This is a genomic window from Brevundimonas sp. FG128, from assembly GCF_057809775.1.
In genome coordinates this window covers 559,796-582,842 of sequence record NZ_JBMDKP010000002.1, presented here as the reverse complement: position 1 = coordinate 582,842, position 23,047 = coordinate 559,796, and the positions used below count along the sequence as shown (strand labels likewise).

23 protein-coding genes are annotated in these 23,047 nt (G+C 67.0%); 12 read left to right on the top strand and 11 right to left on the bottom strand.

Annotated features, from left to right (window positions below; translation table 11 throughout):
* Positions 1-49: 49 nt before the first annotated feature.
* The 7 genes from panB (at position 50) to ACODSC_RS07230 (ending at position 6,556) form a co-directional block, all read left to right on the top strand.
* On the top strand, positions 50-886 hold the full coding sequence (gene panB, locus ACODSC_RS07260; RefSeq protein WP_488813166.1) for a 3-methyl-2-oxobutanoate hydroxymethyltransferase: 837 nt from the start codon (positions 50-52) through the stop codon (positions 884-886).
* A gap of 79 nt (positions 887-965) precedes the next feature.
* Positions 966-1,766 (top strand): tetratricopeptide repeat protein, encoded by an 801-nt coding sequence (locus ACODSC_RS07255; RefSeq protein ID WP_488813164.1) that lies wholly within the window; start codon positions 966-968, stop codon positions 1,764-1,766.
* Between the two features lie 23 nt (positions 1,767-1,789).
* Entirely contained in the window at positions 1,790-3,169 is a 1,380-nt protein-coding gene (locus ACODSC_RS07250) for a PQQ-binding-like beta-propeller repeat protein (RefSeq protein WP_488813162.1), read from the top strand.
* 31 nt (positions 3,170-3,200) lie between these two features.
* Complete coding sequence (gene der, locus ACODSC_RS07245; protein WP_488813160.1) at positions 3,201-4,820, top strand: ribosome biogenesis GTPase Der; 1,620 nt, start codon at positions 3,201-3,203, stop codon at positions 4,818-4,820.
* Between the two features lie 4 nt (positions 4,821-4,824).
* Complete coding sequence (locus tag ACODSC_RS07240) at positions 4,825-5,316, top strand: NUDIX hydrolase (protein WP_488813158.1); 492 nt, start codon at positions 4,825-4,827, stop codon at positions 5,314-5,316.
* Between the two features lie 27 nt (positions 5,317-5,343).
* Entirely contained in the window at positions 5,344-5,802 is a 459-nt protein-coding gene (locus ACODSC_RS07235; RefSeq protein WP_488813156.1) for a lysozyme inhibitor LprI family protein, read from the top strand.
* Between the two features lie 127 nt (positions 5,803-5,929).
* A complete protein-coding gene (locus ACODSC_RS07230) occupies positions 5,930-6,556 on the top strand; it encodes a methyltransferase family protein (protein WP_488813154.1) in 627 nt (208 codons plus the stop codon).
* Positions 6,557-6,561: 5 nt separating this feature from the next.
* Here ACODSC_RS07230 and ACODSC_RS07225 read toward each other — a convergent pair whose 3' ends face one another.
* Entirely contained in the window at positions 6,562-7,440 is an 879-nt protein-coding gene (locus ACODSC_RS07225) for an AraC family transcriptional regulator (RefSeq protein ID WP_488813152.1), read from the bottom strand.
* Positions 7,441-7,584: 144 nt separating this feature from the next.
* Between ACODSC_RS07225 and ACODSC_RS07220 the strand changes: the two genes are divergently transcribed.
* Positions 7,585-8,472 carry an oxidoreductase gene (locus tag ACODSC_RS07220; RefSeq protein ID WP_488813150.1) on the top strand — a complete coding sequence of 296 codons (888 nt, stop codon included), beginning with the start codon at positions 7,585-7,587 and terminating at the stop codon, positions 8,470-8,472.
* Positions 8,473-8,475: 3 nt separating this feature from the next.
* Here the strand turns inward: ACODSC_RS07220 and ACODSC_RS07215 are convergent, their stop codons facing one another.
* The gene (locus ACODSC_RS07215) at positions 8,476-9,231 is read right to left on the bottom strand and encodes an SDR family NAD(P)-dependent oxidoreductase (protein WP_488813148.1); all 756 of its coding nucleotides are present in this window, start codon (positions 9,229-9,231) and stop codon (positions 8,476-8,478) included.
* A gap of 74 nt (positions 9,232-9,305) precedes the next feature.
* On the opposite strand from ACODSC_RS07215, the gene ACODSC_RS07210 reads away from it, so the two are divergent.
* Both ACODSC_RS07210 and ACODSC_RS07205 read left to right on the top strand, forming a co-directional pair.
* Positions 9,306-9,557, top strand: a complete 252-nt coding sequence (locus ACODSC_RS07210; protein ID WP_488813146.1) for a CopG family ribbon-helix-helix protein — start codon at positions 9,306-9,308, stop codon at positions 9,555-9,557.
* Entirely contained in the window at positions 9,557-9,844 is a 288-nt protein-coding gene (locus tag ACODSC_RS07205; protein WP_488813144.1) for a type II toxin-antitoxin system RelE/ParE family toxin, read from the top strand. Before ACODSC_RS07210 ends, ACODSC_RS07205 begins: the two co-directional genes overlap by 1 nt.
* Positions 9,845-9,850: 6 nt before the next feature.
* Here the strand turns inward: ACODSC_RS07205 and purF are convergent, their stop codons facing one another.
* The 3 genes from purF to radA all read right to left on the bottom strand — a co-directional run bounded on the left by purF (position 9,851) and on the right by radA (position 13,522).
* Positions 9,851-11,356: an amidophosphoribosyltransferase gene (gene purF / locus ACODSC_RS07200; protein ID WP_488813142.1), complete on the bottom strand. Its 1,506-nt coding sequence runs from the start codon at positions 11,354-11,356 to the stop codon at positions 9,851-9,853.
* 27 nt (positions 11,357-11,383) lie between these two features.
* Positions 11,384-11,980, bottom strand: coding sequence for a CvpA family protein (locus ACODSC_RS07195; RefSeq protein ID WP_488813140.1), 597 nt, complete (start codon positions 11,978-11,980; stop codon positions 11,384-11,386).
* 171 nt (positions 11,981-12,151) lie between these two features.
* The gene (radA, locus tag ACODSC_RS07190; RefSeq protein ID WP_488813138.1) at positions 12,152-13,522 is read right to left on the bottom strand and encodes a DNA repair protein RadA; all 1,371 of its coding nucleotides are present in this window, start codon (positions 13,520-13,522) and stop codon (positions 12,152-12,154) included.
* Positions 13,523-13,704: 182 nt separating this feature from the next.
* On the opposite strand from radA, the gene ACODSC_RS07185 reads away from it, so the two are divergent.
* Positions 13,705-14,340, top strand: a complete 636-nt coding sequence (locus ACODSC_RS07185; protein ID WP_488813136.1) for a Yip1 family protein — start codon at positions 13,705-13,707, stop codon at positions 14,338-14,340.
* 34 nt (positions 14,341-14,374) lie between these two features.
* Here ACODSC_RS07185 and alr read toward each other — a convergent pair whose 3' ends face one another.
* The 6 genes from alr to rpsF all read right to left on the bottom strand — a co-directional run bounded on the left by alr (position 14,375) and on the right by rpsF (position 21,206).
* Entirely contained in the window at positions 14,375-15,430 is a 1,056-nt protein-coding gene (gene alr / locus ACODSC_RS07180; RefSeq protein ID WP_488813134.1) for an alanine racemase, read from the bottom strand.
* Between the two features lie 40 nt (positions 15,431-15,470).
* On the bottom strand, positions 15,471-16,964 hold the full coding sequence (locus ACODSC_RS07175) for a replicative DNA helicase (protein ID WP_488813132.1): 1,494 nt from the start codon (positions 16,962-16,964) through the stop codon (positions 15,471-15,473).
* Between the two features lie 154 nt (positions 16,965-17,118).
* Complete coding sequence (locus tag ACODSC_RS07170) at positions 17,119-19,596, bottom strand: TonB-dependent receptor plug domain-containing protein (protein WP_488813130.1); 2,478 nt, start codon at positions 19,594-19,596, stop codon at positions 17,119-17,121.
* Between the two features lie 343 nt (positions 19,597-19,939).
* Entirely contained in the window at positions 19,940-20,524 is a 585-nt protein-coding gene (gene rplI, locus ACODSC_RS07165; RefSeq protein ID WP_395943517.1) for a 50S ribosomal protein L9, read from the bottom strand.
* A gap of 1 nt (position 20,525) precedes the next feature.
* Complete coding sequence (gene rpsR / locus ACODSC_RS07160; RefSeq protein ID WP_008259463.1) at positions 20,526-20,804, bottom strand: 30S ribosomal protein S18; 279 nt, start codon at positions 20,802-20,804, stop codon at positions 20,526-20,528.
* 12 nt (positions 20,805-20,816) lie between these two features.
* Positions 20,817-21,206: a 30S ribosomal protein S6 gene (rpsF, locus tag ACODSC_RS07155; protein ID WP_159851741.1), complete on the bottom strand. Its 390-nt coding sequence runs from the start codon at positions 21,204-21,206 to the stop codon at positions 20,817-20,819.
* A gap of 219 nt (positions 21,207-21,425) precedes the next feature.
* On the opposite strand from rpsF, the gene ACODSC_RS07150 reads away from it, so the two are divergent.
* Positions 21,426-23,018: a carboxyl transferase domain-containing protein gene (locus tag ACODSC_RS07150; RefSeq protein WP_488813127.1), complete on the top strand. Its 1,593-nt coding sequence runs from the start codon at positions 21,426-21,428 to the stop codon at positions 23,016-23,018.
* Positions 23,019-23,047 lie beyond the last annotated feature (29 nt).

Sequence of the window (23,047 nt, the reverse complement as noted above, 5' to 3'; positions counted from 1 at the left end):
CCTCGCCGGCGGGCCTATCTGAACCGCGTTCAGACAGGAGGCCCACCGGATGTCCATTCAAACGCAGGAGACCGTGAAGCGGATCTCCGTGCCCGATATCGCCGGTCGCAAGGGCGGTGAGCCGATCGTCTGCCTGACCGCCTATGACGCCCCTATGGCGGCCCTGCTGGATCCGCATTGCGATGTGCTGCTGGTCGGCGACAGTCTGGGCATGGCGGTTCACGGCCTGCCCAATACGGTGGGCGTCACCCTGGAGATGATGATCCTGCACGGGCAGGCGGTCATGCGGGGCGCCAAACGGGCCATGGTGGTCGTGGACATGCCGTTCGGCTCCTACGAGGGCGGCAAGGAGGTCGCCTACGCCAACTGCGTGCGGGTGATGAAGGAGACCGGCGCCCAGGCGGTGAAGCTGGAAACCAGCATCGAACTGGCCGAGATCGTCGCCTTCCTGGTTCAGCGCGGCATTCCCGTCATGGGCCACGTCGGCCTGCGCCCCCAGGCGATCCTGGCCGAGGGCGGGTTCAAGGCCAAGGGCAGGACCGACGGCGAGCGCGAGCGTGTGCTGGCCGAGGCTAGGGCTGTCGCCGAGGCCGGCGCCTTCTGCATCGTCATCGAGGGCGTGGCCGAATCCCTGGCGCGCGAGATCACCGAGACCATCGACAAGCCCACCATCGGCATCGGCGCCTCGCCCGCCTGCGACGGCCAGGTGCTGGTGATCAACGACATGCTGGGCATGTTCGACTGGACGCCGAAGTTCGTGCGCAAATACGCCGATCTGCGCACAGAGATCGACCGCGCCGCCGCCGCTTTCGCCAATGATGTGAAAACCCGCCGTTTTCCTGCCGAAGTCGAGACCTACTTCTCGAAAAAGCCGGCTTCGCAGTAACGGACGACGTTGCGGGCGGGGAGCCGACCTTCTAGGGTCCGCGCCGGTTTGCTTTTAGCGATTTTGGGGCGACGTTTCAGTGGTTGATGTCTTCGAGCAGGTCGAGGAGGAGCTTCGCTCCGACAAGTTGAAGCGCCTGGCCCGCACATGGCTGCCCGTCTTCGGGGTGGTTCTGGTCGTCGCGCTGATCGGCGCCCTGGGCTGGTGGGGCTGGGACAGCCTGAACTCCAACAAGGCCGGCAAGGCCGCCGAGGCCTATGACCGCGGCATGGAGGCCCTGCGCGCCGACAAGCCGATGGACGCCCGCGCCGCCTTCGAGGAAGCGGTCAAGGAAGGCAACGGCGCCTACAAGGTCCTGGCCCTGCAACAGCAGGCGGGTCTCGCCGTCAGCGCCAACAAATTCCCCGACGCCGTTCGCCTGTTCGACGAGGCGTCCAAGGCGTCGCGCGATCCGATCCTGTCGGACCCGCCTGCGCTCAAGGCCGCCTTCCTGATCATGGACACCGCGCCCCTGGCCGACGTCGAGGCCCGCCTGACCCCGCTGGCCGAGGACGACCGTCCGCTGCACGCCTTCGCCCAGGAAGCCCTGGCCCTGGCCCGCCTGCAACACGGCAAGACCAAGGAGGCCCGCGCCGCCTTCGTTCTGCTGCAACTGGGGCAGGACGTGCCGGATTCGGTGCGTCAACGCGCCCAGATCGCGGTGGAGGCCATCGACGCCGGCACTGTCGGCGCGCTGAAGCCCATCATCGACGCCGCGGCCAAGGCCACGCCCCCGGCCCCCGGCGCCGCCAATGCGATGACCCCTTCGGCCCAGAATCCTCCGACCCAGACTTCTCCGGCTGAGCCCGCCGCGCCCGCCGCCGCGCCGGCCCAACAGTGACGACCCCTTACAGGACGCCCCCGATGAACCGAGTTCTGAAAGTCGCGCTGATCTGCGGTGTCGCCGCGACCGTGGCGTCGTGCGGCACCGTTCGCCGCAACCTGCCCTTCGGCCTGGGCCGCACCGACGAGCCGCAGGCGACCGCATCGGAGGGCCAGCGCATCTCGGTGCTGGAATACGAACAGCAGCTGGCGCCCTCGGCCGCCCTGTCGGGCCGTGACTTCTTCCTGCCGGGACCCCAAGCGATAACCGCCTGGACCCAGCCGGGCGGCACGTCCGAAAACCTGGTCGAACACGTCATCGCCGCCCCGAACTTCCAGATCGCCTGGAAGCGCGACGTCGGTTCCGGCTCGGCCCGCGTCGGCAACGTCATGGCCCCCATCGTGGCGGCCGACGGCAAGATCTTCGTGCTGGACGGCGAATCGACCGTCTCGGCCGTGTCCGCCGGCACCGGCGAAATCCTGTGGAAGGCCAACGTCAAGAACGACGAGCGTGACCGCAACGGCGGCTTCGGCGGCGGCGTCGCCGTCGGTGGCGGCAAGGTCTTCGTGTCGTCGGGCTATCGTTCCATGTCGGCCCTGGACGCCAACACCGGCGCGGTCGTCTGGACCCAGCAGGTCGACGCCCCGATCCACGGCGCCCCGACGGTGTCGGGCAGTCGCGTCTTCGTGGTCGATGTGGACAGCCAGCTGTTCGCCTTCGACGCCAACACCGGCGCCCAGGACTGGACCTATCGCGGCATCGCCGAGCCGGCCCGCGTCATGCGCGCCTCCAGCCCGGCCGTCAGCGGCGCCACCGTGATCGCGCCCTTCGCCTCGGGTCAGCTGGTGGCGCTCAGCGCTCTGAACGGCCAATCCGTCTGGGAAGAGACCCTCTCGCGCACCAGCCGCACCAGCGCCCTGTCCGAGGTGCGCGACGTCGCGGGCCGTCCGGTCATCAGCCGCGGCATGGTCTATGGCGTCAGCCATTCGGGCCTTCTGACGGCCCTGGACCTGCGTTCGGGCCAGTCGAAGTGGCAGTTGCCGGTGGCGGGCGTGAACGCGCCCCTGCCGGTCGGCGACGTCGTCTATGTGGTGTCCAAGTCCGGCGAGCTGATCACCGTCAACCGCGACACGGGCCAGATCTACTGGACGCGCGAGTTGAACGAAGGCCGCGTGCGCAAGGAAGGCGGCGTCTTCGGCTTCTTCGACCGCGAACTGACGCCGCAATGGTCGGGGCCGCTGCTGGCCTCCAACCGCCTGGTGATGGTCAACTCGTTCGGCGAGGCCGTGGCCTTCGATCCCAAGACCGGCGCAGCCCAGACGACTCTGAAGCTGGGCGCGCCTGCCTATATCGCGCCGGCCGCCTACAACGGCGCCCTTTATGTGCTGACCGACACCGGCCAGCTGATCTGCATCCGCTGATTTTCAGCCCGAACTAAGCTAGAAAGCCGACATGGCTCTGAAGGTCGCCATCGTCGGCCGCCCCAATGTGGGCAAATCGACACTGTTCAACCGCCTCGTCGGCAAGCGCCTCGCGCTGGTCGACGATCGCCCCGGCGTGACCCGTGACCGGCGCTATGCCGACGGCAATATCGGCGACATGGATCTGACGCTGATCGACACGGCGGGTTACGAGGACGTCACCGACGACAGCCTGGAAGCCCGGATGCGCGAGCAGACCGAGGCCGCGCTGGACGACGCCGAGCTGGTCATGTTCATGATGGACGCCCGCGAGGGCGTGACGTCGCTGGACCGGATCTTCGCCGAGCGCCTGCGCAAGGTGCACAAGCCGATCATCCTGCTGGCCAACAAGTCCGAGAGCCGCGAAAGCGGCGGCGGCGTCGGCGAGGCGCACGCCCTGGGCTTTGGCGAACCCGTCGCCATCTCGGCCGAGCACGGCGAGGGCATGGCCGACCTCTATAAGGCCATCCGCGCGGCGTCCGAAGACATCTTCATCGAAGAGATCGACGAGCCGGACAAGCCGATCCGCATCGCCGTCATCGGCCGTCCGAACGCTGGCAAATCGACCCTGATCAATCGCCTGATCGGCGACGACCGCCTGCTGACCGGGCCGGAAGCGGGGATCACCCGCGACTCCATCTCGGTCGACTGGGTGTTCGAGGGCAAGAACATCCGCCTGGTCGATACGGCCGGCATGCGCCGCAAGGCGCGGGTGCAGGAAAAGCTGGAAAAGCTGTCGGTCGCCGACACCATCCGCGCCATCACCTTCGCCGAAGTCGTCATCCTGATGATGGACAAGGACGACGCCTTCGACACCCAGGACCTGCAACTGGCCGACCTGGTCGAGCGCGAGGGGCGCGCCCTGGTCTATGTCGCGTCCAAATGGGACCTGGAAGAAGAGCCCCAGGCCCGCATGGCCAAGCTGAAGGGCATGGCCGAGGACAAGCTGCCCCAGCTGAAGGGGTCGCCCTTCGTGGTTCTGTCCTCGCACAGCGGGCGCGGCGTCGAACGCCTGATGCCGGCCGTGCTTCAGGCCTATGACACCTGGTCGGTCAAGGTGAAGACCAAGGACCTGAACACCTGGCTGTCCATGGCCACGCAGCGGCACCCGCCCCCCGCCGTGGACGGCAAGCGCATCAAGCCGAAATACATCGCCCAGACCAAGGCCCGTCCGCCCACCTTCGTGCTGATGGCCAACCGCGCCGAGTCGATGCCGGAGCATTACAAGCGCTATCTGGTTAACTCGATCCGCGAGAGCTTCGATCTGCCGGGCACGCCGATCCGTCTGAACGTCAAGTCCAGCGGTGTGAACCCCTATGCCGAGGGCGGCGCCAAGTCGGGGCCGGAACGTTACAAGGGTGACGCCAAGACCGCGCCGCGCCGCGTCAAGAAGGCCGAGAAGGAAGAGGCCCTGTCCAAACTGCCCGGCAAGGCGCTGGAGCAGAAGAAGACTCGCAAGGCCCAGCCCAAGGTTCTGGGCGGCCTGAAGTCCAGCGCGTCCAAGAAGGCCGGCTCCTCGGTGGCGGTCCAGAAGGGCGCCCGCGGCGGCGCTCGCCAGGTCTCGCGCTCCGGCCGCATCCGCACCGGCCAGAAGGGCGGCGCCAAGAAGTGACCTCATGAGCGAGGTCGCGCCCGTCCTTCCCGACCGGCCGACCTCGCGGTGGCTGATCCTGGACGGGCAGGGGCGGGTGCTGCTGTTCCGCTTCGCCTTCGCCGACGGGCCCCTCGCCGGATCGGAGTTCTGGGCCACGCCCGGCGGCGGCTGCGATCCGGGCGAGACCTATGAGGACGCCGCCCGCCGCGAACTGTTCGAAGAGACGGGTCTGGTCGTCGCCGATCCCGGCCCCCAGGTCGCCCGCGTCCGCGTCAGCTTCCGCCTGCCCGACGGCCGCATGGCCGATGTCGATCAGCGCTTCTTCCTGCTGCGCACTGAAGCCTTCGACCTGTCCTCCACCGGATGGACCGAAGAGGAAAAGCGCGTCCTGGCCGAACACCGCTGGTGGAGCCTCAACCAGATCCGCGCCTCGACCGAGACGATCTGGCCGGAAGAATTGGCGGACATTCTGGAGCGCCTGACGCAGATGGCGAAGGGGGTCGATCAAGGCTAGGGTGTTGTTCCGTTTAGGAGGTTCGCCATGCTCGCCCTGATCGCCGCCGTCCTGCTGACCCAGGCTGCCGATGCGCCTGCGGATTGCGCCCAGGCCATGACGACGCCGCAGGTCAACGCCTGCGCGGCCCAGCGTCTGGCGGCGGAGACCGAAAGGATGGAAACCTATCTGTCGGCGGCGCGCCGACAGGCGGCGACGCGAGACGAGGAGTCCGCCGGAACAGGGGCGGCGTCGTCGCAACGCGCCTATCTGGACAACGCCCAGTCGGCGTGGGCCGCTTATGCCGACATCGTCTGCGACGGCGTCTACAACAACTGGAGCGGCGGCACGATCCGCACGGTCATGGCCCTGGAGCGTCGCATCCAGATGACGCGCGAGCGCACCCATGTCGTATGGCGCGACTATCTCACCTATGCCGACTCGACCCCTCCGATACTCCCCGAACCTAAGCGGCCTGCATCCGAAGAGCTTTCCTACGAAGACTGATCCCGCTCTCCGCTGCGGCTGAACGGGGTTCAGGCGTCTTTTTTCGAGACCGATTTTCGCTCGCAAACATACCGCTTGATCCACTGGTTAAAGCGGCGCTTGGGTTTTGGATCAATCGGAGCACGTCATGACCACGAGCCAGGTTTTCGATCTTCAGGCGGTTCAAAAGATCCGCAAGGGCGCCGTCCTCGTCGCCCTGCTGGCTCTGGTGGGGCTGACCATGGTGTCTCAGTCCGCATCCGGCCTGGACAGCCCGCTGCATGAGGGCGTCGAGGCCGTGGGTCTGGCCGCCATCGTCTTCGCCATCGTCGGGCGCGCCTGGTGCTCGCTCTATATCGGCGGGCGAAAGAAGGCCGAGATCGTCTCGCGCGGCCCCTATTCGATCAGCCGCAATCCCCTCTACATCTTCAGCTTCTTCGGCGCCTTCGGCATCGGCGCCCAGAGCGGCAGCCTGACGCTGGCGGTGCTGTTCACCCTGGCGTCCCTGGCGGTCTTCTACCTGACCGTCCGCCGCGAAGAGGCCTGGCTGGGCGCGACCTTCGGCGCCGACTACGAAGCCTACAAGGCCCGCACCCCGCGCTTCCTGCCCAATTTCGCCCTGTGGCGCGACGAGGCGGAGCTGTCGGTGCGTCCCTCCTTCTTCCTGACCACCATCCGCGACGGCCTGGTCTTCCTGCTGGCGATCCCGCTGTTCGAAGCCATCGACCTGGCTCAAGCCGAGGGCTGGCTGCGGGTTCTGGCGCGGCTGCCCTAAGGGGCTCAGCCGACCATCAGGCTTTCGCGCATCCGCGCCGCGTCCCGGGCGGGCGGCAGGCCGAACAGGCGGGCGTATTCTCTGCTGAACTGGGACGGGCTGTCGTAGCCGACGGCGAAACCGGTCTCGGCCGCCCCGTCGCCGCCGCGCAGCAGGCGCGCGCGGGCTTCCTGCAGCCGCACCTGTTTGTGGAACTGCAGCGGGCTCATGGTCGTCACCGTGCGGAAATGCCGGTGGAAGGTCGACAGGCTCATCCCCGCCAGGTTCGACAGGGCCTCCAGCCGCATCGGCTCGGCGTAGTGGGCGCGGATCCAACTGATGGCGCGGTTGACGCCCGACAGCCGGCTTTCGGCCGAGCCGATCTGACGGACGGTGGCGGCGTGCCGGCTGTGGAGCAGGCGCCAGACCAGTTCGCGCTCGATCATCGGCGTCATGACGCCGATCTCGCCCGGCCGGTCCAGAAGGCGCAGCAGGCGTGCCATGGGCTCCAGCAGTTCGTCCTCCAGCCGGGTTACCTGGATGCCGGTCGGCGGCGGCTGATCCGAGGCGGCGGGGGCGTCGATCTCCAGCATCAGGCCGGCGATGGTCGCCGGGCTCAGGTCGAAGCTGAGCGCGCGATACGGCGCCTCCGTGATGCTGCCGCAGACCGGCAGTTCGGCGGACACCACCAGGCAGTCGCCCGCCCGATAGGAATAGACGGTCTCGCCCAGGATTGTCTGTTTGCCGCCCGAGACAACCAGGCACAGCATGGGGTCGTAGCTCACCGACACCATCCGCGTCCGCGCTTCGCTGCCATACAGGCGCAGGCCCGGCACGGCCGAGCGCGACAGGTCGGGCGGCGCATGGCGTGCGACGACGTCGCTCATTTCGGGCAAGAGGCTCATGTTCGCATCCAACGCCTGTCTTCGCGCCCGCGCAAGCGGCCGGACGGAGTTTGACAGGATCGTGCAAGACTTCGCCCCGATCGCCCTAACGCCTGCGAGGCGAATGGGCGTCTTCTCCGTCCCGTCAGACAGAGGAGATGTCTCATGACCACCCCATCCCAGAAGACCTGGTTCGTCACCGGCGCCGCCCGGGGCCTGGGCGCCGCCATCGCCCGCGCCGCCCTGAACGCCGGCGACCGGGTCGTCGCCGCCGGCCGCAATCGAAACGCCCTGGTCGAGGCCTTCGGCCCGGACAGCGACGCCGTCCTGTCCCTGGCGCTCGACGTCACCGACCCCGCCGCCATCGCTTCCGCCGTCGATGCGGCGGTCGCCCGTTTCGGTCGCATCGACGTGCTGGTCAACAACGCCGGCTATGGCCACCTCGGCCTGTTCGAGGAGACCCGGCCCCAGGACGCCCGCACCCAGTTCGACACCAATGTCTTCGGCCTGTTCGACATGACCCGCGCCGTCCTGCCGGTCATGCGCGCCCAACGCTCGGGCCATGTGTTCAACGTCTCGTCGATCGGCGGCCTGATGGGCGGCGAGAGCGGTTCCATCTATTGCGCCTCCAAGTTCGCCGTCGAAGGCTTCACCGAATCCGTCGCCGCCGAGGTCAAGCCGTTCGGCATCCGCATGACCATCGTCCAGCCCGGCTTCTTCCGCACCGACTTCCTGGATGCGAGCTCGGTCCGCTACGGCGACAATCCCATCGCCGACTATGCCGAGGCCTCGGCCGCCATCCGCGCCTTCTACGAGGCGCGCAACCAGAACCAGGCCGGCGATCCGGTCAAGCTGGGGCAGGCCCTGGTGACCTTGGCGAAGGCGGAAAACCCGCCGGTCCGCTGGTCGGCGGGCACGGACGCCATCGCCGTGGTCGAGGGCAAGGCCGCAGGTCTTCTGGGCGAACTGAACGTCTGGCGCGACCTGTCGGCCTCGACCGACGGAACCTTCGCCTTCCGCAAGGAACCGGCGCTCGACACCGCCTGGAACTGATCGTCAGATCAGCGCTTCCGCCGACGGCCCGGCCTTCCAGTCCTGGAACCGGATCGTCAGCGGCGGCGTCAGCTCGCCCCGCGCCAGCTCCACCACCAAGGGACCGATTTCGGACGGGTGAGGCAGGCCGGACGGGTCTTCGCCCGGATAGGCCTGGGCGCGCATGGCGGTGCGCATCCGGCCGGGATCGACGATGCTGACGCGCACCGGCGTGCTCTCGATCTCGTCGGCCCAGGCCTTCACCAGGGCCTCGGCGCCCGCCTTGGTGGCCGCATACATGCCCCAGAAGGCCTTGGGCGCCGTCGCCACGCTGGTCGTCAGGTGGATGGCCCGCCCGGCGTCCGAGGCGCGCAGCAGCGGCTCCAGCGAGCGGATCAGGCGATAGACGGCGGTGAAGTTGGTCTTCTCGATCTTGGCGAACTCGCGCGGGTCGGCGTGGGACACCGGCGTCAGGCCCGACGGCCCCATTGTGGCCGCGGCATGGACCCAGATGTCCAGCTTCTTGAAGCGTTCGAAGATGGCGCCGCCCAGCCGGTCGATGGCCCCGCCGTCCACCAGATCGAACGGAACCAGCGTTGCGTGCTTGCCCGTGGCGGCGAAGATGGCGTCGTCCAGTTCTTCCAGCCCGCCCTGCGTCCGCGCCGTCGCCACGACGTGCGCCCCCGCCTTGGCCAGCGCCAGCGCGCTCTCATAGCCGATGCCGCGCGAGGCGCCGACGACGAGGGCGATACGGTCGTTCAGGGGCAGGGCGTCAGTCATGCTGGGGTGGTAGGAGTGGCGGCGCGACGGGTCAATGTGTTAAGCTGTAAGCAGATGTGCACAGGAGCATCCGCATGGCCGCCAGCACCACAGTCACGGTCCGAGTTAGCGAAAGCTTGAAAGAGCGCCTCGGCCTTCTGGCCGAAAAGACCCAGCGCACGCAGTCCTTTCTCGCCGAACGGGCCATCGCGGGCTACGTCGAACGTGAACTCGAAATGATGATCGCCGTCGAGGAAGGCCTTGAGGACTTTCGCACGGGCAACGTCGTCCCGCATGAGGAAGCCATGCGTCGGATTCGTGAGACCATCGCCAAATACGAGGCCTGATGCGCACGGTTGCCTGGTCGCAGCGTGCCCTGCTCGAGCTGACCCACGCCATCGACTATCTGGCTCAACGGAATCTTCCCGCCGCTCAACGGATCGAAGCGCGTATCCTCGAGACGACGGAAAAGCTAACCCAGCGCCCCATCGGGCGGCCGGGCAAGCAGCCGGGGACGTATGAAAAGCTGATCACGGGCGCGCCATACCTGATCGTCTACGCCCTGACCGACGGCGCTGACGACGGCCAGGTCCAAATCATCCGCCTGTTTCACACCGCCCAGAACCGGGACTGAGCGTGATCAGGCGCTGACCAGCAATGACATCTGCTTGCCGCCGAACTCCCGGCCGCCTTCCTCGATCTCGCGATCCAGCAGGCGGGTGGGATAGTCGCCGGTGAAATAGTGGTCCGTGAACTGGGGGTGGGCGTTGTTGCGCCCGGCCTCGCCCATGGCGCGATACAGGCCGTCGATGGACAGGAAGCCCAGCGAATCGACCTCCAGCATGTCGCGCATCTCTTCCAGCGTCTTGTTGGCGGCCAGCAGTTGGGCCCGCTCCGGCATGTCGATGCCGTAGAAGTCGGGGAACAGGATCTGCGGGCTGGCCGAACGCAGGTGGACCTCGGTCGCGCCCGCCGCCCGCACCGCGCGGACCAGCTTCAGCGAGGTGGTGCCGCGCACGATGGAATCGTCGATCAGCACGACGCGCTTGCCGGCCAGGGCCGACTTGTTGGGGCTGTGCTTCATGCGCACGCCCTTCTGTCGGGCGCCCTGGCTGGGCTGGATGAAGGTGCGGCCCAGATAGTGGCTGCGGATGATGCCCATTTCGTAGGGAATGCCGCTTTCCTGGGCATAGCCCAGGGCCGCCGGTACGCCCGAGTCGGGCACCGGCACCACGATGTCGGCCTCGACGCCCAGCTCGCGGGCCAGGCCTCGGCCCATCTCCTTGCGGACCTCATAGACGGAGCGGCCGTTCACGACCGAATCCGGGCGCGAGAAATAGACGTATTCGAACAGGCAGGGCCGGGCGGCGCGGGCAGGGAAGGGCTTCAGCGAACGCAGGCCGTTCTCGTCGATGACCACGACCTCGCCGTGCTCGACGTCGCGTTCGAAGGTCGCGCCGATCATGTCAAGGGCGCAGGTTTCGGACGCCAGCACCCAGGCCTCGCCCACCTTGCCCAGAACCAGCGGGCGGATGCCCAGCGGGTCGCGGGCGCCGATCATCTTGTGCCGCGTCTGGGCGACCAGGGCGTAGCCGCCCTCGATCCGGGCCAGGGCGTCGATGAAGCGGTCGACGATCTTGGCCTTACGGCTGCGGGCGATCAGGTGGAGGATGACCTCCGAATCCGACGTCGACTGGAAGATGGCGCCTTCGCCGACCAGCTGGCTGTGCAGGAATTTGAAGTTCGTCAGGTTGCCGTTGTGCGCCAGGGCGATGCCGCCCTGGTCCAGATCGGCGAACATCGGCTGGATGTTGCGCAGGAAACTGCCGCCCGCCGTCGAATAACGCGTGTGGCCCACGGCCGCACGGCCCGGCATCCGCGTCATCAGGTCGGCGCCGCCGAAGGCCTCGCCCACCAGACCCTGGTGGCGTTCGGTGTGGAAACGCTCGTCCTTGACGCTGGCGATGCCGCAGGCTTCCTGGCCGCGGTGTTGCAAGGCATGCAGGCCCAGGGCGACGATGGCCGACCCTTCGTCCTCGTCCGCGCCCCAGACGCCGCAGACGCCGCACTCCAGCCGCAGCTGGTCATCCTCCGGCTCGCGCCAGTGCTCGCGGTGAACGACAGGATCGGCGATATGGTGGCGCATCGTGGGGCTCCGATGACCGGGGGAAACTTAAGGGGCGGCTTCGCGGCGCGAGTTAGTCTGTGAATGCGTCGGGGGCAAGGCTTCGTCGTCGGAAAACCCCCTGCGCACGGATGAATCGACCACCGGCGTGATGGCGTCCGCGCCGCGCCCCAGGCTGGGCAGGACGATCTGGATCGCCCGTGCGCCTATCGCGCTGACGGGATAGAGGGCGGCGTTGGTCAGGAAGCGCGGCGTCCGCTCGCCGGGCAGGGCGGCGACCACGACCAGATGCACCGCCCCGATCAGGACCAGGGCCCGAACCCCGCCGATCAGCAGGCCGAACACCCGGTCCACGCCGCCCAGTTGCGGATGGTCCTTGGCGCCCTTGGAGATCATCGACCCGGCGATCCGCAGGCCGAAATAGACGATGAAGAAGGTCACCACCGCCGCCAGAACCGAGCCCGCCCATTCGGGATCGACCAGCGATCGGCCGAGGCCGGCGGTCCACGGCAGGCTGATCAGCGCCACCAGGGCGGCCAGGGTCGCGCTGAGCAGGGTGATGATCTCGCGCACACCGCCGCGCACCCAGCCGGCGGCGACGGAAAACAGGATCACCACAATGGCGAAGACGTCGTATCCGGTCACTTAAGTCACTTGCTCTCCAAAGAGCCCCACCGTCCCCAATCCCGTCATCCTAGGGCTTGTCCCTAGGATCCATACGCCCGGTGGCGCCGGGGACTCCCGGCCTCGGAGTTTATGGATTCTCGCCACAAGGGCGAGGATGACGAACCGAAAGAAAGCGCGACCGTCTATCCTCTAATAGCGGTTCTGCGAGATTCGTTCGACCACATCCGTCAGACGCGTCACCGATGTCACCTTCACCCCCTTGGTCTTGGCCGTCAGGGTCGGGCTCAGCACCTGATCGAAGCCCAGCTTTTGCGCCTCGCGCAGGCGGGCCTCGGCGCGGCCGACGCTGCGGACCTCGCCCGACAGGCCGATCTCGCCGAAGACGACGCAGCCCTGGGGCAGGGAGATGCCGGTCGCCGAGCTGATCAGGGCCGCCGCCGCCGCGAGATCCGCAGCGGGTTCGTTGATGCGCAAGCCGCCCGCCACATTCAGATAGACGTCCTGATCGCCGAAGCCGAAACCGCAGCGGGCCTCCAGTACGGCCAGCACCATGGCCAGGCGCCCGGTCTCCCAGCCGATCACGGCCCGCCGCGGGGTGCCATAGGCGGATTTGGACACCAGGGCCTGCATCTCGACCAGCACGGGGCGCGAGCCTTCGATACCGGCGAAGACGGCGGCGCCGGGCGCCCGTTCCTTGCCCTCGCCCAGGAAGAGGGCGGACGGATTGGCGACCTCGCGCAGACCGCTGTCGCCCATTTCGAACACGCCGATTTCGTCGGTGGCGCCGAAGCGGTTCTTGCCCGCGCGCAGGATGCGGAACGGATAGCCGCGCTCGCCCTCGAAGGTCATGACCGCGTCGACCAGGTGTTCGACCACGCGGGGGCCGGCGACCTGACCGTCCTTGGTGACGTGACCGACCAGCACGACCGCCACGCCCTGCGACTTGGCCAGACGCACCATTTCGCCGGCGCAGGCCCGGACCTGGGTGATCGAGCCGGGGCCGCTTTCATGCACGTCGGACCACAGGGTCTGAATCGAGTCGACGATGACGATGTCGAAATGCTCGCGCTTCAGCGTGCCCAGGATTTCACGCAGCGCGGTCGCCGCCGCCAGATTGACCGGCGCGTCGGCCAGACCCATCCGCTTGGCCCGCGCCCGGATCTGCTCCACGGCTTCTTCGCCGGAGATATAGGCCACGCGCGATCCGCGCAGCGCCGCCTTGGCCGCAACCTCCAGCAACAGCGTGGACTTGCCCACGCCAGGGTCGCCGCTCAGCAATATGGCGGATCCCGGCACCACGCCGCCGCCGCAGACGCGGTCGAACTCGGCCACGCCCGTCGTGATGCGCGCCGGTTCGGGCGTATCGGATTGCAGGGTCTCGAACTGAATGCCGCGCGACCGGGCCGAGGTCGCAGCCGAGGGTTTGATCGCCCCGGGCGGGGCCGAACGGCTCTCCTCGCTCAGCGTGTTCCACTGGCCGCAGGAACTGCACTGCCCCGACCATTTGCCGTGGACCGTGCCGCAGGACTGACAGACGTAGAGAGCGGAATCGCGAGCCATGAGCTTCCTTAGCAGATCGGACGGTTTGGGCCGCCTGTTCGCATTCCGATTGCACGACGCCCACGACAGGTCCGGTCGTAGGGCGACCTTTGCTGTATAAGATTGAGAGTCTGTCGCATCGCCCTTGCTTATGTGGGCGGCGCAACGTCAAACTGACGTTCTCTCAAACGCCGAGGCGCGCCATGACCGATCCGACGACCCCTTCGCAACCCGCCGTCGATCCGGCCCTGATCGCGCGCGTCAAGGGCATCCTGCTTCAGCCCCTGTCCGAATGGCGCATCATCGACGGCGAGTTCGCCACGACCAAGAGCCTGTTCACCCGCTATGCGATGATCCTGGCCGCCATCGGCCCGATCTGCAGCCTGCTGGGCGGACAGTTGCTGCCGATCTTCGGCATGCGCATGCCGATCACCGGCGCCCTGGTCGTCGCCGTCGTCAGCTATCTGATGTCGCTGTTGGGCGTCTTCCTGCTGGGTCTCATCATCAACGCCCTGGCCCCCAGCTTCGGCTCGGTCCCCAACAAGGTCCAGGCGATGAAGGTCGCCGTCTATTCCTGGACGGCCGCCTGGCTGGTCGGCGTGTTTGGCCTGATCCCGATGCTGGGCATCCTGGCGATCCTGGGTCTGTACAGCTTCTATCTGCTGTTCGTCGGCCTGCCGATTCTGATGAAGACGCCCGACGACAAGAAGGTCGGCTACTTCATCGTCACGGTCATTCTCAGCATCGTGGTCTATTTCATCATCAGCGCCATCGTCGGCAGCATCAGCATGATGTTCGTCGCCAGCACCGCCGCCATGAGCGGTCTCGCCGGCCTCTGATCGCTTTCTCCGTTCCGGTCCGTCGTGTGCTTGGCTAATCCATGTAGCGACGCGGCACGCGCGTGGTGATCGACGTCAGCAGCTCGTAGCTGATGGTCCCCGCCGCCGCCGCCGCGTCGTCCAGCAAGCGGTTGGCGCCGAACAGTTCGACCGGATCGCCGACTGCGACATCCAGGCCGGTGATGTCCACGGCGCAGACATCCATCGAGACCCGGCCCAGCAACGGCCGGGTCTCGCCCGCAATCCAGACAGCGCCCTGGGGCGAGTAGGACCGCAGCAATCCATCCGCATAGCCCGCCGCCACCGTCGCCACCCGCATCGGGCGTTCGGCGATGAAGCCGCGTGAATAGCCGACGCTCTCGCCCGCCGGCACGTCGCGCACCTGAAGCACCTGGGCCGTAAGCGCAGCCACGGGCGCGATCCGGGGATCAGGCCGCCCCTCCGGCCCGCCGCCGTAAAGGCAGATGCCCGGCCGCACGGCGTCGAAGGCGAACTCCGGCCCCAGGAAGCACCCGCTGGAGTTGGCGAACGACCGGATCACGCCCGGATAGCGCTCCACCACGCCCGCAAAGGCGTCGCGCTGACGCCGGTTCATCGGATTGGTCGGATCATCGGCGCAGGCCAGGTGTGTCAGCACCAGCGCCAGCCCTTCGAAGGCCTCCGGCGCATCCTCGGGCCGGACGCCCAGCCGGTTCATGCCGGTGTCGATCTGAAGCCCGCAGGTCCCGCCGCCCGCTGCGGCCCAGGCCTGCATCTGCGCAGGATGGTTCAGCACCGGCCGCAGGTCCGCCGCCTTCAGCGCCGGCGCATCCTCGCCATGACATCCGTCCAGCACATAGATCACCGGCCCGCCCGCCTGTGCGCCGCCCAGCGCCGCCCGCAGCCGCACCCCCTCGGCCGCCCGCGCCACGAAGAAGGTCCGCGCCCCCTCGGCCATCAGCCGCGTCGCCACCGCCTGCGCCCCCAGCCCATAGCCGTCCGCCTTGACCACCGGATGCACCGGTTGGCCGCTGACGGCCCCCAGCGTGTGGTAGTTGCGCGCCAGGGCGCTCAGATCGACGGAAAGCACGGCGGGGGCAGGGGCGGACATGGCCTCCTTATGCTCCAACTTTCGCCGGATGGAACAGCCGCTACTCGTAGTTCGGCTCTTCATAGCGGCCGTCGTGCGCTAGGTTGCCGAACTTGGTCGTGTCGGCGTCGAACGACAGTTTGACGATGCCGATGGGGCCGTGGCGCTGTTTGCCGATGACCACTTCGGCCTGGTGCTGCAGCCGGTCCATGTCCTGCTGCCATTGCAGGTGTTCCTCGGTGCCCTCGCGCGGTTCGGCCCGGCCCAGGTAGTAGCTTTCCCGATAGACGAACATCACGCAGTCGGCGTCCTGTTCGATCGAGCCCGATTCACGCAGGTCCGATAGTTGCGGCCGCTTGTCCTCGCGCTGCTCCACCTGACGCGACAACTGCGACAGGGCGATGATCGGCACCGACAGCTCCTTGGCCAGGGCCTTCAGCCCGCCGGTGATCTCCGACACCTCCTGCACCCGGTTCTTCTGGCTGTTCTCGCCGGTGGTCACCAGTTGAAGATAGTCGACGATGATCAGGTCCAGCCCGTGCTCCATCCGCTTCAGCCGCCGCGCGCGCGCCGCCAGCTTTGAGATGGACAGGCCGCCGGTGGCGTCGATGTACAACGGGCTCTCGCCGATCTCGACCGCCGCGTCGCGGATCTTGCCGAAGTCGGACGCATTGATCTCGCCCTTGCGCAGCTTGTCCGACGACACGCCCGACGCATCGGCCAGAATACGCATGGCCAGCTGTTCGGCGCTCATTTCCAGCGAATAGAAGGCGACCACGCCGCCGTTGACGGTCTTGCGCCCTTCCGGCGTCGGCTCCCACTGATAGCTTCGGGCCACATTGAAGGCGATGTTGGTCGCCAGCGCCGTCTTGCCCATCGACGGACGCCCCGCCAGGATCAGCAGGTCGGAGGGGTGCAGGCCCCCCAGCTTCTGGTCCAGATCGTTCAACTGCGTCGCCAGGCCCGCCAGCTTTCCGTCGCGCTGATACGCCTCGGCCGCCATCTGAACCGCGCCCGACAGGGCGTTGGAAAAGCTGACGAAACCCGACGACGGCTTGCCGGTCTCGGCCAGGGAATACAGGGTCTGCTCGGCCTGTTCGATCTGTTCGTCGGCGGGCGTCTCGGGATTGGGCGCCTCCTTGATGATCTCGCCGCCGATGCGGATCAGGTCGCGCCGCAGCGCCAGATCATAGACCACCCGCGCATAGTCGGGCGCATTGGCCGCCGGCGGCGCCCGGTCCACCAGATCGGCGAGGTAACGCAGACCGCCGAACTCCTGGAACGCCGGGTCCTGCTTGAACCGCTCCATCAGGATGGTCGGCTCGGCCAGCATCCCCTGGCGGATGTGATCCTCGATCGCCTCGTAAAGCCGCTGGTGGAAAGGCTCGTAGAAGTGCGACCCCCGCAGCCTGTCGCTCAGCCGCTCGAACACGGCGTTGTCGAACATCAGCGAACCCAGCAGCGCCTGCTCCGCCTCCAGATTGTGAGGCATCGACGAAATCCCGCCCTGATCGGTCGGCGAGGCGGAGAAGGGCAGGGGGGCGAAGGCGTTCATGGCCTGCCGTTCTAACCTCGCCCTGCGTCGAATGCGGACGGATTCATCATCAAGCCGAAGATGAACGGGGATAGGCTGTGGACTATGCGGTGGTCGTCGAGTTCACGAAAAAGGGCGCTCCGAAGAGCGCCCTTCCGCCAACCTGCGCTTCGGCTCAGAAACTGTAGCTCAGCCGCCCGTAGAAGAACCGCCCGTTGAAACCATAGGGCGAATACTGCGGGAAGCCGACCGATCCCGTAGCGGCGTTCAGAGCAGCAGGGGTGTAGTTCGGGTATTCGTCAGTTAGATTGTTGACCCCGATCGCCACCGAGACGCCCATGGGGAAGGCATAGCGCCCTTCCAGATCCAGCAGCGTCGCCGCCCCGGTCCAGTAGTCGTTGGAGGCCGTGTTGTTGGGGACCAGAACGGTGTCGTAATAGGTCGCCTTGGCCGTCACGCCGAAGCCGCCGTAAGTCCAGTCCGCACTACCCACGACCTTGTATTTCGGCGTGCCTTCCTCGAACGACAGGATGTTGGCGCGGTCGAACAGGAAGTTCGGCGAGACCGGGATCGCCAAGCCGGTCGGAATGTCGGGCAGTTTATCGACGGTGGTCTCGTTGTAATTGCCGGCCAGTGTGAAATCAAACCGTCCCATGGTGTCCGTGGGCATGCGGTAACGGCCGACGACGTCGATCCCCTGGGTGGTGGTGTCCAGGCCGTTGGTCCAGAAACGGGCGGACGAGACGCCCAGCGGCTGAATGATCGCCAGGACGGCGTTGGTCGTGTCCGCCGACTGGCTGGGGCGTGACGGGCCCAAATTCTCCGACAGGATGATGCGGTTTTCTAGGGCGATCTGATAGGCGTCGATCGTCAATTCGAACCCGCCCGTTCGGAAGACCGCGCCCAACGAATAGTTGGTTGAGGTCTCGGCCTCTAGCGGCTTGGCGCCCAGGGCGATCGAGACCGGGTCGTCCACGCGGAAAGTGCCCGACTGGATCAGGTTCGTCACCGGAGGGGAGCCGGTGGTCACCAGATTGGTGGCCACATAGCTGAAATACTGCTGCTGCAGCGCCGGGGCGTGGAATCCGCTGGAAACCGCGCCGCGCAGGGCGAAGCTGGGCGAGAAGTCGTAGCGTGCCGACAGCTTGCCAGTCACCTGGTCGCCGAAGTCCGAATAGTCCTCGTATCGACCGGCCAGGCCGACCGACAGCGCTTCGGTCAGCTTGCCCTCCAGGTCGATGTAGGCGCTCCAGTTGTGGCGATCCACGTCGACGACATTGGCGGGCGAGAAGCCGGGAAAGCCCTGAGCGCCGCCGCCCTGCGAACTGCCGGCCAGTTTGTCGTAGGACTTGGGTTCGCCCGCCGTCTGGCCGAAGCTCTCGGCGCGATATTCGAACCCGAAGGCAAGGTTGACCGGCTCGAACAGGCCGACTTCGAGCGGCTTCACCCCATCCACCCCGACCGTCAGTTGGTCGTATTCCAGACCACCGGCGTCGAACTCACGTTGCGTCGCGTCGCCCTGATCGCCGTAAGAGGCGTTGATGCTGTCGAACACGCGATAGTCGATCGTGTTTCGTCCATAACCCGCCGAGAAGTCCCAGAGGATTCCGCCAGCCTCGCCCTTGACGCCCCCATACAAATTATAATCGACGATCTCCGTGCCGATCTTGGGCAGGAAGCCGTTGGGATAAATGCCCACCACATTGTTGGGATTGTTGAAGGCGCGCGCGGTCGCCGCCGAATCCGTTTCCTTGTGCTGAATGCCGCCAAAGGCGTAGGCCTCCCAGGCCCCGCCGACCGGATGGCCGGCGTTGAACCAGATCGACTGCGCTTGCACGCCCGGATCGCCATAGCGGCCAAGCACCGTATCGGCCGAACCGTCCGCCACGGCGGAAGGTGCGGCATAGTCGGCGCGATTGGTCGGGTCGCGGCTCTGCAACTCGCCTGACACGGTCACGAAACCCTCTTCGCCCAAGGGCAGCCCCACCCATCCGGCGACCGATTTCTGGGTTCCATCCTGTCGGTCTTGGGACCCCCGCGCGGTGTCGAAACTGGTGTCGTATCGACCGTAGTTCAGGGTCAGGCCGCCGCCTTCGCGCGCCTCGCGCAGACGCAGATTGATCACGCCCGCGATGGCGTCTGAACCATATTGGGCGGAGGCGCCGTCGCGCAGAACCTCGACCGAACCCAGCGTGACCGATGGGATCGTGTTCAGGTCGAACGCGGTCGATCCCCGGCCCAGGTTGCCGTTGACGTTCACGAGGGCGCTGACATGGCCGCGCTGTCCGTTGATCAGCACCAGGGCTTGATCCGGCGCCAGGCCGCGCAGGGTGGCCGGCCGAACGTGGTCCGAACCGTCAGAGATCGAGGGGCGAGGAAAGTTGATCGAGGGCGCCGCCGCCGCCAGCGCCGCAGCGGTCTCCGTGCCGGTGCCGGAGCGGGTCAGGGTTTCGCCGGTGATGACATCGACTGGGGCGATGGTGTCCAGGCGAGTGCGTCCCACCGTGCGGGTGCCTGTGACGACGATCTCTCCCACTTCCGTCGTGTCGTCGATCGGGGGCGGTGTCGTTTGAGCGAAGGCTGACGATGCGATGAAAAGCGCGCTGGTGGAGGCGAAGGCCAGCAGGGCCCGACGGCCGTGTCCGATTTGCATTGAATATCCCCGGCGGAAAGCGAGACGGCCATGTGCGCGGGCGTTCGACAGGCCGCCATGCCGTCGCCCCTCGGCCGGCTCGTCCTCGGGGCAATAATCTTTCGCCCGGCAGGTCGAAATCAGTCGTGATTGGAGGCTGTGACCCCAAACGAGCGGCGTCAAGCAAGCTTATTGTCTATTTCGGCCTCTGAGAGACCGAAGGTCTTTGCTTGTTGCAAACTTGTCATAGAGTGCGCGGGCGATCGCATTCTTCCTGCGGGCGAGCTGAGGCAGCAAAAAGGGCGCGTCCCTTGCGGAACACGCCCTCGATGTCTTGGCGATCCGGCCCGAAGGCCGGGGTCGATCAGGCTTCGTCGCCGAAGCCTTCTTGTTGACCGGCGCCGCCTTCGATCAGTTCCTGGGCCGATTGCTCGGCGGCCTGGCGCTCATCGTCGAACTGGCTGCGGATCACGTCCTCGCCCTTGGCCTGACGCTCGGCTTCGTCCATCGAACGGGCGATGTTGATCTTGACCGTGGCGCGGACCTCGGCGTGCAGGCGGACCGGCACTTCGTGGACGCCCAGGTTCTTGATCGCCGTGTTCAGGACGACTTGCGAACGCTCGACCTTGCCGCCTTCGGCCTGGATGGCCTCGGCGACGTCGCGGCCGGCGACCGAACCGTACAGGTGACCGGTTTCACCGGCCTGACGGATCATGATGTAGGTCTGGCCGTCGATCTTGTCGGCGACCTTCTGTGCATCGGCCTTGTTCTTCTCGTTGCGCTGCTCGATGGCGGCGCGGTCGAGTTCGAACGCCTTCAGGTTCGCGGCGGTGGCCCGACGGGCCTTGTCGCGCGGCAGAAGGAAGTTACGGGCGAAGCCGTCCTTGACGGACACGACGTCGCCGATGGCGCCGAGATTCTCGACGCGTTCAAGCAGAACGACCTTCATCTCACTTCACCACGTAAGGCAGGAGGGCCAGATAGCGAGCGCGCTTGATGGCCTTGGCCAGTTCGCGTTGCTTCTTCTGGGAGACGGCGGTGATGCGCGAGGGCACGATCTTGCCGCGTTCGGAAACGTAACGCTGCAGCAGCTTCACGTCCTTGTAGTCGATCTTCGGCGCATTGGCGCCCGAGAACGGGCAGACCTTGCGGCGGCGATAGAAGGGGCGGCGGCCGGCGGCGCCGGAGCCCGCCGGTGCGCCCGGGGTCGGGGCGGTGGTATCGGTCATGTTCCGGATTCCTTATTCGGCGGCGTCGGAAGCGGCGTCGTCGCGCGGGGTACGCTCGCGCTCACGCTCGCGTTCACGCTCGCGGCGGGCCAGCAGCGGCGACAGTTCCAGGTCGAGTTCCTCGACGCGGACGGTCAGCCAACGCAGCACGTCTTCGTTGATCGACAGCTGACGCTCGACCTCGGCCATGGCGGCCGGGGGGCAATCGACGGCCAGCAGCGAATAGTGAGCCTTGCGGTTCTTCTTCACGCGGTACGTCAGGTTGCGCAGACCCCAGTACTCGATCTTGGCGACGGAACCGCCGCCTTGTTCGATCAAGCCCTTGATGGTGTCGTTCAGCGCTTCGGCCTGTTGCGCCGAGATATCCTGGCGCGACATGACCGTGTGCTCGTAAAGAGCCATGCGGTATTCTCCCTTGTGGGCGTCGGCGTGGAAACGACCGGGTAAGTCGATCCCCACGATGGCTCCTGGCGCGGCGGCCGGACCGAACGTCCAACCCTTTGGTGGTCCGCGACAGGACCGAAGCCCTGGAAAGGCGGGGCCTATAGGGGAAAAGGGGCGGGGAGGCAAGGATGGCGGCAGGCGCTTGTGACGCCCCGCGACCCCGCCTAAACCACCTCCATGCCGAAGCTGACGTCAGCGGTCGATCCGCAAAGCCCCAAATACAAGTCCCTGCACGCGCACAACAGCGCCCTGGTCGCCGAGTTGCGCGACCATGTGGCCAAGGCCGCGCGCGGCGGGTCCGACAAGTCGCGCGAGCGGCAAGTGGCCCGCGGCAAGCTGTTGCCGCGCGACCGGGTCGAGCGGCTGCTGGACCCCGGCTCGCCCTTCCTGGAGGTCGGTCAGCTGGCCGCCCACGGCATGTATGACGGCGAGGCCCCCGCCGCCGGCGTCATCGCCGGAATCGGCCGGGTGTCGGGCCGCGAGGTCATTATCGTCTGCAACGATCCGACGGTGAAGGGCGGCGCCTATTTCCCCATGACGGTGAAGAAACACCTGCGCGCCCAGGAGATCGCCGAGCAGAACCGCCTGCCATGCGTTTATCTGGTGGACTCAGGCGGGGCCAACCTGCCTCACCAGGCCGAGGTGTTTCCCGACCGCGACCATTTCGGCCGCATCTTCTTCAACCAGGCCCGGATGAGCGCCAAGGGCATCGCCCAGATCGCCTGCGTCATGGGCCTGTCCACCGCCGGCGGCGCCTATGTGCCGGCCATGTCGGACGAGACGATCATCGTGCGCAACCAGGGCGCCATCTTCCTGGCCGGGCCGCCCCTGGTGAAGGCCGCCACGGGCGAGGTGATCTCGGCCGAGGAACTGGGCGGGGCCGAGACCCACGGCCGCCGCTCGGGCGTGGTCGATCATGTGGCCGAGAACGACGAACATGCGCTGGAGATCGTGCGGTCCATCGTCGCCAATCTGAACACCACCAAGACCGTGGATATGGATGTGCGCGAACCCCGCGCGCCGGCCTTCGCGGCCGAAGAGCTTTACGGCCTGATCCCCGACGACGTCCGCGCCCCCTATGATGTGCGCGAGGTCATCGCCCGCTTGGTGGACGGGTCCGAGTTCGACGAGTTCAAGACGTTGTACGGCTCGACCCTGGTCTGCGGCTTCGCCCGCATCTGGGGCTATCCGGTCGCCATCCTGGCCAACAACGGCGTCATCTTTTCCGAGAGCGCCCAGAAGGGCGCCCACTTCATCGAACTGGCCTGCAAGCGAAAGATCCCGCTGCTGTTCCTGCAGAACATCTCGGGCTTCATGGTCGGCGGCAAATACGAGGCGGGCGGCATCGCCAAGGACGGCGCCAAGCTGGTCACCGCCGTCGCCAGCGCCGAGGTGCCCAAGTTCACCGTCCTGATCGGCGGCAGTTTCGGGGCCGGAAACTACGGCATGTGCGGCCGCGCCTATTCCCCGCGCTTCCTCTTCACCTGGCCCAACAGCCGGATCGGCGTCATGGGCGGTGAACAGGCGGCTTCGGTCCTGGCCACCGTCCACCGCGACGCCGAGACCTGGAGCGCGGACGACGCCGAGGCCTTCAAGGCCCCGATCCGTCAGAAGTACGAAGACGAGGGCAACCCCTACTACGCCACCGCCCGCCTGTGGGACGACGGCGTCATCGACCCGGCCCAGACGCGCGACGTCCTGGGCCTGGCGATCAGCGCCAGCCTGAACGCCCCGATCCCGGAGACGACGTTCGGCCTGTTCCGGATGTAACCTATACCTCCGCCCCTCGTTGGAAGCGG